Raw genomic sequence first — 14,069 nt, 5'->3', positions numbered from 1 at the left:
TTACGCATTTTTTGCACGAGATGAAAGGCCAAACTTTGAACAATCCTCTGTTGTAGATCAAGGAATCGCAACTCTGACTTTTTAGTGCGGATTATTCACTATTTAAATCATTGGGTTAGTGTTGAATGGATATTTTGTGGGCGCTTACAATTTCCCGTAACTTCTCATCATTTCTGGATAAATGAATCAATTCTCCGGGATAATCTGCTGCTATAAGCAGCAGATTATGGTGCATCTTTGCAATCTGCGTCACATTTCAGCACAGGATATCAGAGCAAAAAATGGGCTTATTCAACAACCAGACGGCCATGAAGGGATTGTACCGGGCGGCTGTTATCGTGATGCATGGTGTGGGTGAATTTTTCCAGCTGTGCGGCAGAGACGGTCAGAGGATGCTTGAGCACTACCCACGTTACCCCTTCTGAGCAAGGTGGCGTGGTCAGAGAGCCGCTAAAGCGCCAGTAGGTTTTATCCGTAGGAAGCAATTTGTTCATATCGAGATTTGGCGTAATCGTGACGTTTTGATCAACCCGATCCGGCATTACGCCCCAAAGTTTATCCAGTTCAGGGTTTGCGGCACCCTGATCAAACATAACAGCAACAACCGTCAGTTCGCCGTCGGCATTTTTGTGGACCAGATGCATTTCCATTGCGTATTTTTTACTGTGCACCGTGTTTTCGCTTGGCGCATGGAAATGGAACTGCTGTAACGTCCAGTTTTGGTTATCAAGCGTGATGCTGTCGCGTGTATCCGCCTTTTCACTTGCCTGGATAGTGTGACCGTTGTTCGTCAGGGTGACCGGGCCATCGATATAGTGTGTTTCCAGCGGAGAGAGGTGGGCCTTAACGGTGGTATCGATGTTGACAGGGGACTGATTCATGCCGCTTTTGCATATCTTGTATGCCTCGTCCAGCTCGCCCCAATGTTCCGGTGCGCCTTCCGCCTGATAACTCCAGTGTGATGCAAAAGCCGAAGTCGAGATCATACCCAGCGCCAACAGCGCTGCCTTGCCTGAAATGTTTTTCATGATATTTATCCGATAGATTTTTATATTCAAATCATTAATTAACATTATGATTTGTGTGGTTATTTTAACGGACAAATAAGAGGGAAGGGAGAAAATTCAGACGAGGAAAGGCGTGGTCAGAGGACCACGCCAAAGGCTTATTTTTTACGGCCAGTGATGCGGCACCACTCTTCTTTCTCGACAACCGGGTCGAGGTCAAAGAGATCGGCATAGGCTTCGCAGACGCTGTCTGCCTGGCTGGCAAGGATACCGGAAAGGCCCAGCAGGCCGCCCTCAACCGGCAGTACGCTGATTAATGGCGCCAGCTCGCGTAACGGGCCAGCCAGGATATTCGCGACGACCACATCGGCTTTCATGGCCGCTGGCTGGGCATCCGGCAAATAGAGTTCAAGACGATCGGAAACGCCATTGCGCTCGGCGTTGTCACGGCTGGCCTGAATCGCCTGCGGATCGATGTCGATCCCGATCGCTTTTGCTGCGCCCAACTTCAGGGCGGCGATGGCGAGGATCCCGGATCCGCAGCCAAAGTCGATCACCGTTTTGCCATCCAGATCCAGACCATCCAGCCACTGCAGGCACAGGGAAGTCGTCGGGTGGGTGCCTGTTCCGAATGCCAGGCCCGGATCGAGCATCACGTTAACGGCATTTTCATCCGGCACGTCGCGCCAGCTTGGGCAGATCCACAGACGCTTGCCAAACTGCATCGGATGGAAGTTGTCCATCCACTCGCGTTCCCAGTCTTTGTCTTCAAGCTGTTCGATTTTGTGCGCAAAACCGGCGCCCAGCAGCGGATGATTTTCCAGAATCGCAACCACTTCGGCCATATCAGTTTCGGCATCAAACAGGCCGATGACGTCGGTGTCGCCCCACAGGCGGGTTTCACCCGGCAGCGGTTCAAACACCGGGGTGTCATGCGTGTCCTGGAAGGTGATAGAGACCGCACCGGCCTCCATCAGCGCATCACTCATCTCTTCGGCATTCGCGCCGGTTGTGTTCAGTTTTAATTGGATCCACGGCATGGCAAAACTCTTTATTTATCAGTAGAAATGACGGCAGGTTGCGGGGCGGATTGACCGAAACGGTTTCCCACGACAAACGCCAGTAAACTTAGCAGTAACGAAGGCACAATCGGATGGAAGCCCAGATACTGAATTTTAAACGTGGCGAGAACGGCATACAGCACGCCTCCGACGATCATCGCGCTCAGGGCGCCCGCCGCATTTGCGCGCTCCCAGTACAGGCCAAGCACCAGTGGCCAGAGGAACACCGCTTCCAGACCGCCAAAGGCCAGCAGGTTCAGCCAGATGATCATCTCAGGTGGCTTCCACGCAGCTAGCAGCAGCAATACACCTAACAGCAGAGTAATGACTGCCGACATCCGTTTCAGCAGTCGCTCATTGTTCATCTGCTCAGGACGCATATTGAGATAGAGATCTTTAATGATGGTAGCGGAACTTTGCAGCAGTTGGGCGTTAATTGTCGACATGATCGCAGCCATTGGCGCGGCAAGGAAGATCCCGGCAGCAAACGGCGGCAGAACTTTTACCATCAGGGTGGGGATCACCAGGTCCGGCACGGTTAAGTCCGGGATCACCGCCCGGCCCAGCGCCCCGGCAAGGTGCATGCCGAGCATCAGGATTGCCACGACGATGGTGCCGATGATAATCCCTCGGTGCACCGCCTTGCTGTCCTTATAGGAGATGCAGCGCACGGCCGTATGCGGCAGGCCAATCACCCCGAAGCAGACCAGCACCCAGAAGGAGGTCATAAAGGTGGGGGAGAGGATGTCTTCCGCGCCCTGCGGCGAAACCAGCTTCGGATCGATGGTCTGCAGCGTTTCCACTGCATGGGTTAGTCCCCCCGCTGCGTGTACCACGCCCACCAGCAGCACAATGGTGCCAATCAGCATCACCATGCCCTGCATGGTATCGTTGAGCACGCTGGCGCGGAATCCCCCAAACGCGGTGTAGAGCGCAATACTGATACCAAAAATCAGCAACCCGGTTTCGTAAGGGATCCCGGCGGCGGTTTCAAGCAGGCGCGCGCCACCAATAAACTGCACGGTCATGGCGCCGATAAAGGCCACCAGCAGGCTCAGGCTGGCCAGCCAGACCAGCAGGCGGCTCTGATAGCGGGCAAACAGCATGTCGTTAAGCGTTACGGCGTTGTAGCGGCGCGCGAGAATCGCAAATTTTTTCCCCAGAATACCCAGCGAGAGCCAGATGGCAGGAAGCTGGATCATCGCCAGCAGCACCCAGCCCAGTCCGTATTTATAGGCCGCACCCGGGCCGCCAATAAAGGAGCTGGCGCTGATATAGGTGGCGGTCAGGGTCATCGCCAGCACAATACCACCCATCGAGCGGCTGCCGAGGAAATATTCATTCAGGAAAGTGCCCGTCGTCCTTTTGCGCATGGCATAAACGGACAGGCCAAAAACAACAAACAGATACGCGACGAGCGGCAGGATCACTTCAAGCTGCATTATCGTCATCCTCCAGCGGAATATCGCGATAGATAAATTTCACCATCGCCCAACAGAGCAGAATAAACACCAGCGGGAGCAGCAGGCAGGCCATCTCAAACCAGTGCGGCAGACCGGTAATGCCAATGGCAGAATCAGGTATGTAAGCAGTTACTAACCATGCGGCGAGATAGATAAGGGTTAACCACAGCGCCCAGCGCGCTTCTTTGTGGGCCTGAACAAAACGTTTGTCCATTTTTTGTCCCTTGTGGAAAAGAAAGCGGGGATTGTACCTTATGGGGCTTCGCAATCCCCAGAAATAATAAAGGCCGGATTAACCGGCCTTTTGCTGCTTATAAATGCTTATTTTTCATGAAGACCGAGTTTCTTCTCCAGATAGTGGATGTTGGTGCCACCATGCTGGAAGTTCTCGTCGCTCATAATACGCATCTGCAGATCAACGTTGGTTTTGATGCCGTCGATGATCAGCTCCTGCAGGGCGTTCTTCATGCGGGCAATCGCCACGTCACGGGATTCGCCGTAGCAGATCAGCTTGCCGATCATGGAGTCATAGTACGGCGGTACGGTGTAACCGGCGTAAATATGGGACTCCCAGCGCACACCAAAGCCACCCGGCGCGTGGAAACGCGTGATTTTACCCGGGCTTGGCAGGAAGGTGTTCGGGTCTTCGGCGTTGATACGGCATTCCACCGCATGGCCTTTAACCACAACTTCATCCTGCTTGATGGACAGCGGTTGACCCGCTGCGATACGCAGCTGCTCTTTGATCAGGTCAACACCGGTAATCATTTCGGTCACCGGGTGTTCAACCTGAATACGGGTGTTCATTTCAATGAAGTAGAACTCGCCGTTTTCGAACAGGAACTCAAAAGTACCCGCCCCGCGATAGCCGATATCGACACAGGCTTTCGCGCAACGCTCGCCGATGTAGCGACGCAGTTCCGGGGTGATACCCGGTGCTGGTGCTTCTTCGACCACTTTCTGGTGACGACGCTGCATGGAGCAGTCACGTTCTGCCAGATAGATAGCGTTACCCTGACCGTCAGCCAGCACCTGAATTTCGATGTGACGTGGGTTTTCCAGGTATTTTTCCATGTACACCATGTCGTTACTGAAAGCGGCTTTCGCTTCAGCTTTGGTCATGGAGATGGATTGAGCCAGTTCAGTGTCGCTGCGCACAACGCGCATACCGCGACCGCCGCCGCCGCCGGACGCTTTGATGATAACCGGGTAGCCGATGCGTTTCGCATGAGCACGGTTAGCATCCATGTCGTCGGTCAGAGGGCCGTCGGAGCCAGGAACGGTTGGAACACCGGCTTTCTTCATGGCGGTGATCGCAGACACTTTGTCGCCCATCAGGCGGATAGTGTCAGCTTTCGGGCCGATGAAGATAAAGCCAGAACGTTCTACCTGTTCAGCAAAGTTGGCGTTCTCAGAGAGGAAGCCATAACCCGGGTGAATGGCCACCGCGCCAGTGATCTCAGCGGCGCTGATGATAGCCGGGATATTCAGATAGCTTTTTACGGACGGAGCCGGGCCGATACAGACCGTCTCATCCGCCAGTAATACGTGTTTCAGATCGCGGTCCGCGCTTGAGTGCACAGCGACAGTCTTGATGCCCAGCTCTTTACAGGCACGAAGAATACGCAGTGCGATCTCGCCGCGGTTGGCGATAACAATTTTATCCAGCATGTTCGCCTCGTTACTCGATGACGACCAGCGGCTCGTCAAATTCAACCGGCTGACCACTTTCGACCAGAATCGCTTTCACAGTACCTGACTTGTCAGCTTCGATCTGGTTCATCATTTTCATGGCTTCAACGATGCACAGGGTATCGCCCGCGTTAACTTTCTGGCCCACTTCGATGAACGCTTTAGCGTCCGGGCTCGGGGTGCGGTAGAAAGTACCAACCATTGGGGAACGTACGATGTGACCACTGATTTCCGCTGCTGCTGGCGCTTCCATTGCTGGAGCAGCCGCCGGAGCGACAGCGTTAGACAGAGCTGGCTGCTGCATCATTGGTGCAGCATAAGCTTGTTGCATAACCGGGAAGCCTGCGTTTGGCGCGGCACGGCTGATGCGTACAGACTCTTCGCCTTCAGAAATTTCCAGTTCGGAGATGCCTGATTCTTCAACCAGCTCGATCAGTTTTTTAATCTTACGAATATCCATGAGTGGGTTCCGTACTCTTTGTTTAGTGTGATTGTGACAGGCGTTTTACCGCTGTCTGTAAAGCGAATGAATAACCGTCAGCCCCCAGTCCACAGATGACGCCAGTGGCGATATCCGACAGGTAGGAGTGGTGGCGGAACGGTTCCCGCGCATGCACGTTGCTGAGGTGGATCTCGATAAACGGGATACTCACGGCCAGCAGCGCGTCGCGAATAGCAACACTGGTGTGCGTAAACGCGGCCGGATTAATCAGGATATAGTCTGTTGTGTCTTTAGCCTGATGAATGCGGTCGATGAGTGCGTACTCCGCGTTTGACTGAAAATGGTCAAGTTCCACATTAAGTGCCGCCGCTTCGTTACCCAATTGGTTAACAATATCGGTCAACGTCAGCGTGCCGTACTTCTCTGGTTCACGGGTGCCGAGCATATTCAGGTTCGGTCCGTTCAAAACTAAGATGTGAAACTTGTCAGCCATTGTGCCGCTATCTCCTGCGATTCTCCGGTAAAAAACAAAATATACCTTCGATGCGCGATTGTCACCCTTTCCGGCTATGAAAAACCCGTCGGGGAAACCGAAGTCGCACATTATAACGATTTCGTAGCATTTGGCAGCTAAATACTGGTCTTATCAGGGAAGATTATCAACAGCATTCGGATAAATACTCAGGAAGGGTGAGCGATCTGTGGAGATTCGCCCACTTTCGTCCGTTATCGCCACCACTGGCGAAACTTCTTATAACGCCATGCCAGAAGCACTATGGCCAGCACAGCATAGATGATCGGCTGCGGCGAGAGAATTTTCACTGACCAAAGGTAGTGGATAGGGGCGAGGATCGCGACCAGATAGACAAAATTATGCAGAAGTTGCCAGCGCCTTCCCAGTTTTCGCTGGGCGTATTGGGTGGAGGTGAGGGTCAACGCCAGTAAAATCACCCAACTGATAATCCCCAGGGTTAAGTAAGGCCGGGTAATCAGTTCGCTCCCCAGCAGGGCCAGATTGTTAATGCCCAGCTCCAGGAACGCATAGCTGGTGAGATGCAGCGTCGCCCAGGCAAAACACCATAGCCCAAGCAGGCGGCGGGTACGGATCAATAAAGGCTGTTTTGCGTAGCGCGCCAGCGGCGAAACCAGCAGCGTCGCCAGTAAAAATTTCAGCGCGGTGCGCCCGGTGAAGTGCTGAATATCTTTTGCCGGATCGGCACTCAGGCCGCCGTGGTTGATGGCCCAGAACAGCCATATAAATGGAAGCAGCCCCGCAAGATGCAGGGCGACTTTCAGCCAGGTAATCTGTTTTGCCGTCAGACGCACTTAGAAAAACTCCCGTAAGTCGAGGCCGCGATAGAGTGATGCGACCTGGTCAGCATAGCCGTTAAATAGCAGCGTAGGCTGGCGTTTGACGTCCAGTGCGCCGCCCGAGCCAATAAACCGCTCGCTCGCCTGCGACCAGCGGGGATGATCGACGTGCGGGTTCACGTTGGCGTAAAAACCGTACTCATCCGGGGCCGCAAGGTTCCAGGTAGTGGGCGGGCGTTCACGGGTCAGCTTGATGCTGACGATCGATTTAATGCCCTTAAAGCCATATTTCCACGGCACGGTGAGGCGGATAGGCGCGCCGTTTTGCGGCGGCAGGGCTTTGCCGTAAACACCAACGGTCATCAGCGTCAGCGGGTGCATGGCTTCATCAATACGCAATCCTTCTACGTACGGGTAATCCAGGCCACCGCCAATAAACCGGTCTTTCTGGCCGGGCATGATCTCCGGGGCGTAAAGGGTCTGGAAGGCGACATACTTCGCGTTGCTGGTGGGTTCCACCATCGCCAGCAGCTTATGCAACGGAAAACCAATCCACGGCACCACCATCGACCAGGCCTCAACGCAGCGCATGCGGTAGATTCGTTCCTCCAGCGGGAAGCGGGTGGTCAAATCGTTGTAATCGAGAGTCAGAGGTTTCGCCACTTCGCCGTCGATTTTCAGCGTCCAGGGATCGGTCTTCAGGCTGCCCGCGTTGGCCGCAGGATCGGCTTTATCCAGGCCGAACTCGTAGAAGTTGTTATAGCCTGTCACTTTCTCTTCGGGGGTTTTGGCAAGCGTGCTCTGCCACTGGGCGGGTTGGGTAAAGTTAAGCGGTTTCCCGGAAGGCGCTTTTGGGCGATCGTTGCCCTTAAACCAGTCCAGCAGGTCGGCCTGGGCGAGGGGGGAGAGCGTCAGCGCACCGGCACCGATCCCCAGCATTTTCAGGATCTGGCGTCGCTTAAGCATAAAAACGGATTCCGCGGTGATATCGGCTTCCGTCAGGGGTTTCACTTTCATGGCTTCCTCCGTCATGCGTTTTTTTAAGCATGACGGAGGAGCCGGGTTAAAGCGAATATGTCACGAAAATTTGAAGATTACGCCAGCTTCACCAGCGTACGGCCCTGGATTTGGTTATTGATGATCTTCGCGGCGTATTCCGGCGCCTGCTCAAGGCTAATCTGGGTGGCGCTTTGGGTGTAGAAGGAGGCGGGCAGATCGCGAACCAGTCGTTCCCAGGCTTGGGCGCGGCGCGCTGGCGGGGTCATCACGGAATCGACACCCTGCAGACGGACATTGCGCAGAATAAACGGCATCACCGTGGTCGGGAGGGCAAAACCGCCCGCCAGGCCACACGCCGCCACGCAACCGCCGTAGTTCATCTGCGCCAGCACTTTCGCCAGCACTTTATCCCCGACGGTATCGACGGCACCAGCCCAGATCTGTTTCTCCAGCGGGCGGGTCTCCGCGAACTCATCGCGGCCCAGAATGCGGCTGGCACCCAGGCTACGCAGGTAGTCATGGGTACTTTCACGCCCGGAAACTGCCGCCACCTGATAGCCCAGCTTGTGCAGCAGGGCGACAGCGGTACTGCCGACGCCGCCGCTGGCACCCGTTACCACCACCTCACCGGATTGCGGTGTTACACCGGCTTCTTCCAGCGCCATTACGCACAGCATGGCGGTAAAACCAGCGGTGCCGATGATCATTGCTTTACGGCCATCGAGTCCGTTCGGCATAGGCACCAGCCAGTCGCCGTTAACGCGTGCCTGCGCGGCCAGGCCGCCCCAGTGGTTTTCGCCCACGCCCCAGCCGGTCAGCAGTACCTGCTGGCCAGCATGGAAACGTGGATCTTCGCTGGCGTGTACGCGGCCCGCAAAGTCGATACCTGGAACCATTGGGAAATTACGAATGATTTTGCCAGTGCCCGTAATGGCGAGCGCGTCTTTATAATTCAGACTGGACCAGTCGATATCAACGGTCACGGCCCCCTCAGGCAGGCGGCTCTCCTCAATAGATTGCACTGATGCAAGTGTTTTGCCTTCCTGCTGTTCTAAGATCAAAGCCTGCATACGAATTCCTTACTCAGCATGATGATTGGAAAAAATTTTTTGAAGACTATACTCGCTCATTGATATGCAATGCCGATTTAACGCAATAAATTGCCAGATACACCGGATTTGGTAGTATGCCGATGCCGTAGTGCAAGTTAGCGCTCACTTGCTATCCTCATCAACTCACGGAGTAATCTCAAGGATGCGATTATCGACGAAGTTCTCCGCTTTCATCTCCTTGCTGACTGGCTTGACCATCTTTGTCACCCTGATCGGCTGCTCGCTCAGTTTTTATAATGCGATCCAGGGGAAGCTGGCGAACCGCGTACACTCCGTTGCGTCGGTCATTGATTCGCGTCTTGTCAGCACACCTTTTCCTGAACTTTCCCATCAGCTGGACGAGCTGATGGCACCGGTGGAAATCACGCGTGTTGAGATTAAGCAGGGCGGGAAAACCATTTTCAGCCACAACGGGTTAAAAGGCTATCGACCGGCCGGCGCGCCACTCCAGAATCTCGAACTGACCGTTCCTTCTCTTAAAAACCCCGGTATGACCATAAGTCTGGCCTATCTGGACCCGATGAACAGTTATTTTCGTTCGTTGGTGACCACCGCACCGCTGACGGTAGCGGTGATCTTCGTGGTCGTGCTGATCTTTCTGGCAGTGCGCTGGCTGCGTCGCCAGCTCTCCGGGCAGGAGTTACTGGAGGCGCGTTCGGTGCGCATCCTTAACGGTGAACGTGGCGCCCCTGTGCGCGGGTCCGTCTATGAATGGCCATCACGCACCAGCAGTGCGCTGGACGTTCTGCTGTCCGAAATTCAGTTTGCCAGCGACCAGCGCAGCCGGATGGACACGCTGATTCGCTCCTATGCCGCCCAGGACAACAAAACGGGCCTTAATAATCGTCTTTTCTTTGATAATCAGCTGGCTACCCTCCTGGAAGATCCTGAAAAGGTTGGGTCGCACGGGGTGGTGATGATTGTTCGCCTGCCGGACTTCGATCTACTGAAAGACAACTGGGGACGGGCAGTGGCGGAGGAGCATCTGTTTATGCTCATCAATATGCTCTCCACCTTTATGATGCGCTATCCCGGCGCACTGCTGGCGCGCTATCACCGCAGTGATTACGCCGTGCTGCTGCCGCATCGCACCCTGAAAGAGTCAGAGAGCATTGCCAGCCTGCTGTTGAAGTCGGTGGATACGCTGCCTCCCAGCAAAATGCTCGATCGTGATGACATGGTGCATATTGGCATTTGCGCCTGGCGCGGCGGCCAGACTACCGAACAGGTGATGGAGCACGCCGAAGCCGCCACCCGCAATGCTGTGTTGCAGGGGGCTAACAGCTGGGCGGTTTATGATGACTCCCTGCCAGAGAAAGGGCGCGGCAATGTGCGCTGGCGTACTCTGATCGAACAGATGCTTACCCGCGGCGGACCGCGGATTTATCAAAAACCGGCGGTGCTGGCAAATGGCCAGGTCCATCACCGGGAGCTGCTCTGCCGCATCTTTGACGGCAACGAAGAGGTGGTGTCAGCGGAATATCTGCCGATGGTGCTGCAGTTTGGCCTGTCGGAGGAGTACGACCGCCAGCAAATTTCGCGATTGATGCCATTCTTATCCTTCTGGCCCGAAGAACACCTGGCGCTGCAGGTGACGGTGGAGTCTTTAATCCGCCCACGTTTCCAGCGCTGGCTGCGCGATGTGTTGATGCAATGTGAAAAATCGCAGCGTAAACGGATTATTTTTGAACTTGCAGAGGCGGATGTTTGTCAACACATCAGTCGGTTACAGCCGGTGGTACGGCTGATCAATGCGCTGGGTGCGCGTGTGGCGGTAACGCAGGCGGGCTTGACGCTGGTCAGCACCAGCTGGATCAAGGCGCTGGAGGTAGAGCTGTTGAAGCTGCATCCGGGGCTGGTAAGGAACATTGAAAAACGTACGGAAAACCAACTGCTGGTACAGAGTCTGGTTGAAGCCTGCAAGGGAACGCAAACCCATGTTTTTGCCACAGGTGTGAGGTCTCGAACCGAATGGCGGACGTTGACAGAGCGCGGAGTTACAGGGGGTCAGGGCGATTTTTTTGCTGCCTCTCAGCCTCTTGACAGCAATGTGAAAAAATATTCGCAAAGATACTCTGTTTAACCTGCCGTTTGGTGAGTTTTCACGTAGAATATCGCGCCTGTAGCGTGATGTATGACGAGCAAAATGACAGTGAGCGACCTTAAACGGGTTACAAATGAACGTGAGGAACGCTGTTTTTTCTCTGACCTGAGGGAGTCAGGCGACGATTTGTAACAAAGGAAACGTGCTGCACAAATTTTCACCGTAGCAGGCGATTTTTGCGCCTTGTCGCTGCTGCGTGTGGTTGGTAAAGTAAGCGGATTTTGTTTTCCGCCCCAGCTTTCAGGATTATCCCTTAGTATGTTGAAAAAATTTCGTGGCATGTTTTCCAATGACCTGTCCATTGACCTGGGTACTGCGAATACCCTCATTTATGTAAAAGGACAAGGCATCGTACTGAATGAGCCTTCAGTTGTGGCCATTCGTCAGGATCGTGCTGGTTCACCGAAAAGCGTAGCGGCCGTCGGCCATGACGCTAAGCAGATGCTTGGTCGTACGCCGGGTAATATCGCTGCCATTCGACCGATGAAAGACGGCGTTATCGCTGATTTCTTCGTGACCGAGAAAATGCTTCAGCACTTTATCAAACAGGTGCACAGCAACAGCTTTATGCGTCCAAGCCCGCGTGTTCTGGTGTGTGTGCCGGTTGGCGCTACCCAGGTAGAGCGTCGTGCTATTCGTGAATCCGCTCAGGGCGCTGGTGCGCGTGAAGTCTTCCTGATTGAAGAGCCGATGGCTGCGGCTATTGGTGCCGGCCTGCCGGTTTCCGAAGCGACCGGCTCCATGGTGGTGGATATCGGTGGCGGTACCACTGAAGTGGCCGTTATCTCTCTGAACGGTGTGGTTTACTCCTCTTCCGTACGTATCGGTGGTGACCGCTTCGACGAAGCCATCATCAATTACGTTCGCCGTAACTACGGCTCTCTGATCGGTGAAGCCACCGCAGAGCGTATTAAGCACGAAATCGGTTCTGCTTACCCGGGTGACGAAGTGCGCGAGATCGAAGTGCGCGGCCGTAACCTGGCAGAAGGCGTTCCACGTGGCTTTACCCTGAACTCCAACGAAATCCTCGAAGCGCTGCAAGAGCCGTTGACCGGCATTGTTAGCGCCGTCATGGTTGCCCTCGAGCAGTGCCCGCCGGAACTGGCTTCCGATATCTCCGAGCGCGGTATGGTTCTGACCGGTGGTGGTGCGCTGCTGCGTAACCTCGACCGCCTGTTGATGGAAGAGACAGGTATTCCTGTCGTAGTTGCTGAAGATCCACTGACTTGCGTAGCCCGTGGCGGCGGCAAGGCGCTGGAGATGATCGACATGCACGGCGGCGACTTGTTCAGCGAAGAGTAGTCAGGTGTGAAAGGGTAGCGGATGGCTACCCTTTCTCTCTGACGCGAGAGTACGCATAGCCTATGAAGCCAATTTTTAGCCGTGGCCCGTCGCTACAGTTTCGCCTGATCCTTGGGGTGTTAGTAGCGCTTGGTGTCATTATTGCCGATAGCCGCCTCGGTACGTTCAGCCAGATCCGAACGTACATGGATACCGCCGTCAGTCCTTTCTACTTTGTATCAAATGGTCCCCGTGAACTACTCGACAGCGTCTCGCAAACCCTGTCCTCACGCGATCAACTCGAACTTGAAAACCGCGCGTTACGCCAGGAACTGCTGCTGAAAAACAGCGAACTACTGATGCTGGGCCAGTACAAGCAGGAGAATGCCAGACTGCGTGAACTGCTGGGTTCCCCGCTGCGTCAGGATGAGCAGAAGATGGTGACCCAGGTGATCTCTACCGTTAACGATCCGTACAGCGATCAGGTGGTGATCGACAAGGGCAGCGTCAATGGCGTATACGAAGGCCAGCCGGTGATCAGCGATAAAGGCGTTGTCGGCCAGGTGGTCGCCGTCGCCAAGCTCACCAGCCGTGTGCTGCTGATTTGCGATGCCACCCATGCGCTGCCGATCCAGGTACTGCGTAACGATATCCGCGTGATTGCGGCCGGTAACGGCTGTACTGACGATCTGCAGCTCGAACATCTGCCTGCGAATACCGATATTCGCGTGGGCGATGTGCTGGTGACGTCGGGTCTGGGCGGGCGCTTCCCGGAAGGTTATCCGGTTGGGGTGGTCTCCTCCGTGAAGCTGGATACTCAGCGCGCCTATACCGTGATTCAGGCACGCCCAACGGCAGGTCTGCAGCGTCTGCGCTATCTGTTGCTGTTGTGGGGTGCCGATCGTAACGGGACCAACCCGATGACCCCGGAAGATGTACATCGCGTTGCGAATGAACGTCTGATGCAGATGATGCCGCAGGTTCTGCCTGCGCCAAACTCAATGGGGCCGCCTGCGCCAGTACCTGCGCCGGCAACCGGGCTGACCCAGCCGCTGCCTGATGCGCCACCGCCACCGCAACTCTCCCCGGGAGGGCAATAGTGGCAAGCTATCGTAGCCAGGGACGCTGGGTTATCTGGCTCTCGTTTTTGATCGCGCTGTTGCTGCAAGTGATGCCCTGGCCGGACGACATTCTCGTTTTCCGGCCAAACTGGGTGCTGCTTATTCTGCTCTACTGGATCCTCGCTCTGCCGCACCGCGTAAATGTGGGCACAGGTTTTGTGATGGGTGCCATACTGGATCTGATTAGCGGTTCAACGCTTGGCGTACGCGCCCTGTCCATGAGCATCATCGCATACCTGGTCGCTCTAAAATTCCAGCTCTTTCGTAATCTGGCGCTCTGGCAACAGGCGCTGGTGGTGATGTTGTTATCCATGGCCGCGGATATCATTGTTTTCTGGGCAGAGTTTTTAGTGATCAACGTCTCTTTCCGTCCGGAAGTGTTCTGGAGTAGTGTAGTAAACGGTGTGCTCTGGCCGTGGTTGTTCCTGCTGATGCGTAAGGTTCGCCAGCAATTTGCCGTGCAATAAAAGGTTTCT

At 54.9% G+C, this 14,069-nt stretch carries 14 protein-coding genes; 4 read left to right on the top strand and 10 right to left on the bottom strand.

Features of this window, described 5'->3' with window-relative positions; genetic code table 11:
- Window positions 1-287: 287 nt before the first annotated feature.
- The 10 genes from ABIE02_RS16100 to ABIE02_RS16055 form a co-directional block, all read right to left on the bottom strand.
- Window positions 288-1,028, bottom strand: a complete 741-nt coding sequence (locus tag ABIE02_RS16100) for a carbonic anhydrase (protein ID WP_336994994.1) — start codon at window positions 1,026-1,028, stop codon at window positions 288-290.
- Window positions 1,029-1,165: 137 nt separating this feature from the next.
- Entirely contained in the window at window positions 1,166-2,047 is an 882-nt protein-coding gene (gene prmA, locus ABIE02_RS16095; RefSeq protein ID WP_117386331.1) for a 50S ribosomal protein L11 methyltransferase, read from the bottom strand.
- 11 nt (window positions 2,048-2,058) lie between these two features.
- Window positions 2,059-3,510: a sodium/pantothenate symporter gene (gene panF, locus ABIE02_RS16090; protein ID WP_077226297.1), complete on the bottom strand. Its 1,452-nt coding sequence runs from the start codon at window positions 3,508-3,510 to the stop codon at window positions 2,059-2,061.
- The gene (locus ABIE02_RS16085; RefSeq protein ID WP_032614584.1) at window positions 3,500-3,745 is read right to left on the bottom strand and encodes a YhdT family protein; all 246 of its coding nucleotides are present in this window, start codon (window positions 3,743-3,745) and stop codon (window positions 3,500-3,502) included. Before ABIE02_RS16085 ends, panF begins: the two co-directional genes overlap by 11 nt.
- A gap of 107 nt (window positions 3,746-3,852) precedes the next feature.
- The gene (gene accC, locus ABIE02_RS16080; RefSeq protein ID WP_032614582.1) at window positions 3,853-5,202 is read right to left on the bottom strand and encodes an acetyl-CoA carboxylase biotin carboxylase subunit; all 1,350 of its coding nucleotides are present in this window, start codon (window positions 5,200-5,202) and stop codon (window positions 3,853-3,855) included.
- 10 nt (window positions 5,203-5,212) lie between these two features.
- Entirely contained in the window at window positions 5,213-5,683 is a 471-nt protein-coding gene (gene accB, locus ABIE02_RS16075; protein WP_032614580.1) for an acetyl-CoA carboxylase biotin carboxyl carrier protein, read from the bottom strand.
- A gap of 22 nt (window positions 5,684-5,705) precedes the next feature.
- Window positions 5,706-6,158 (bottom strand): type II 3-dehydroquinate dehydratase, encoded by a 453-nt coding sequence (aroQ, locus tag ABIE02_RS16070; protein WP_032614579.1) that lies wholly within the window; start codon window positions 6,156-6,158, stop codon window positions 5,706-5,708.
- Window positions 6,159-6,391: 233 nt separating this feature from the next.
- A complete protein-coding gene (gene msrQ / locus ABIE02_RS16065; RefSeq protein WP_032614577.1) occupies window positions 6,392-6,991 on the bottom strand; it encodes a protein-methionine-sulfoxide reductase heme-binding subunit MsrQ in 600 nt (199 codons plus the stop codon).
- Entirely contained in the window at window positions 6,992-7,993 is a 1,002-nt protein-coding gene (gene msrP, locus ABIE02_RS16060) for a protein-methionine-sulfoxide reductase catalytic subunit MsrP (protein WP_032614575.1), read from the bottom strand.
- A gap of 77 nt (window positions 7,994-8,070) precedes the next feature.
- On the bottom strand, window positions 8,071-9,045 hold the full coding sequence (locus ABIE02_RS16055; RefSeq protein WP_032614573.1) for an MDR family oxidoreductase: 975 nt from the start codon (window positions 9,043-9,045) through the stop codon (window positions 8,071-8,073).
- 184 nt (window positions 9,046-9,229) lie between these two features.
- On the opposite strand from ABIE02_RS16055, the gene csrD reads away from it, so the two are divergent.
- The 4 genes from csrD (at window position 9,230) to mreD (ending at window position 14,060) form a co-directional block, all read left to right on the top strand.
- Window positions 9,230-11,170, top strand: coding sequence for an RNase E specificity factor CsrD (csrD, locus tag ABIE02_RS16050; RefSeq protein ID WP_032614571.1), 1,941 nt, complete (start codon window positions 9,230-9,232; stop codon window positions 11,168-11,170).
- A gap of 279 nt (window positions 11,171-11,449) precedes the next feature.
- The gene (gene mreB / locus ABIE02_RS16045; RefSeq protein WP_000913396.1) at window positions 11,450-12,493 is read left to right on the top strand and encodes a rod shape-determining protein MreB; all 1,044 of its coding nucleotides are present in this window, start codon (window positions 11,450-11,452) and stop codon (window positions 12,491-12,493) included.
- 62 nt (window positions 12,494-12,555) lie between these two features.
- On the top strand, window positions 12,556-13,572 hold the full coding sequence (gene mreC / locus ABIE02_RS16040; RefSeq protein WP_032614569.1) for a rod shape-determining protein MreC: 1,017 nt from the start codon (window positions 12,556-12,558) through the stop codon (window positions 13,570-13,572).
- Window positions 13,572-14,060: a rod shape-determining protein MreD gene (mreD, locus tag ABIE02_RS16035; RefSeq protein WP_032614566.1), complete on the top strand. Its 489-nt coding sequence runs from the start codon at window positions 13,572-13,574 to the stop codon at window positions 14,058-14,060. Before mreC ends, mreD begins: the two co-directional genes overlap by 1 nt.
- Window positions 14,061-14,069: the final 9 nt, after the last annotated feature.

Origin of the sequence: Leclercia sp. 1548 (assembly GCF_050435045.1) — a bacterium.
GTDB lineage: Bacteria > Pseudomonadota > Gammaproteobacteria > Enterobacterales > Enterobacteriaceae > Enterobacter > Enterobacter adecarboxylatus.
This window is presented reverse-complemented; position numbering and strand designations above follow the sequence as displayed.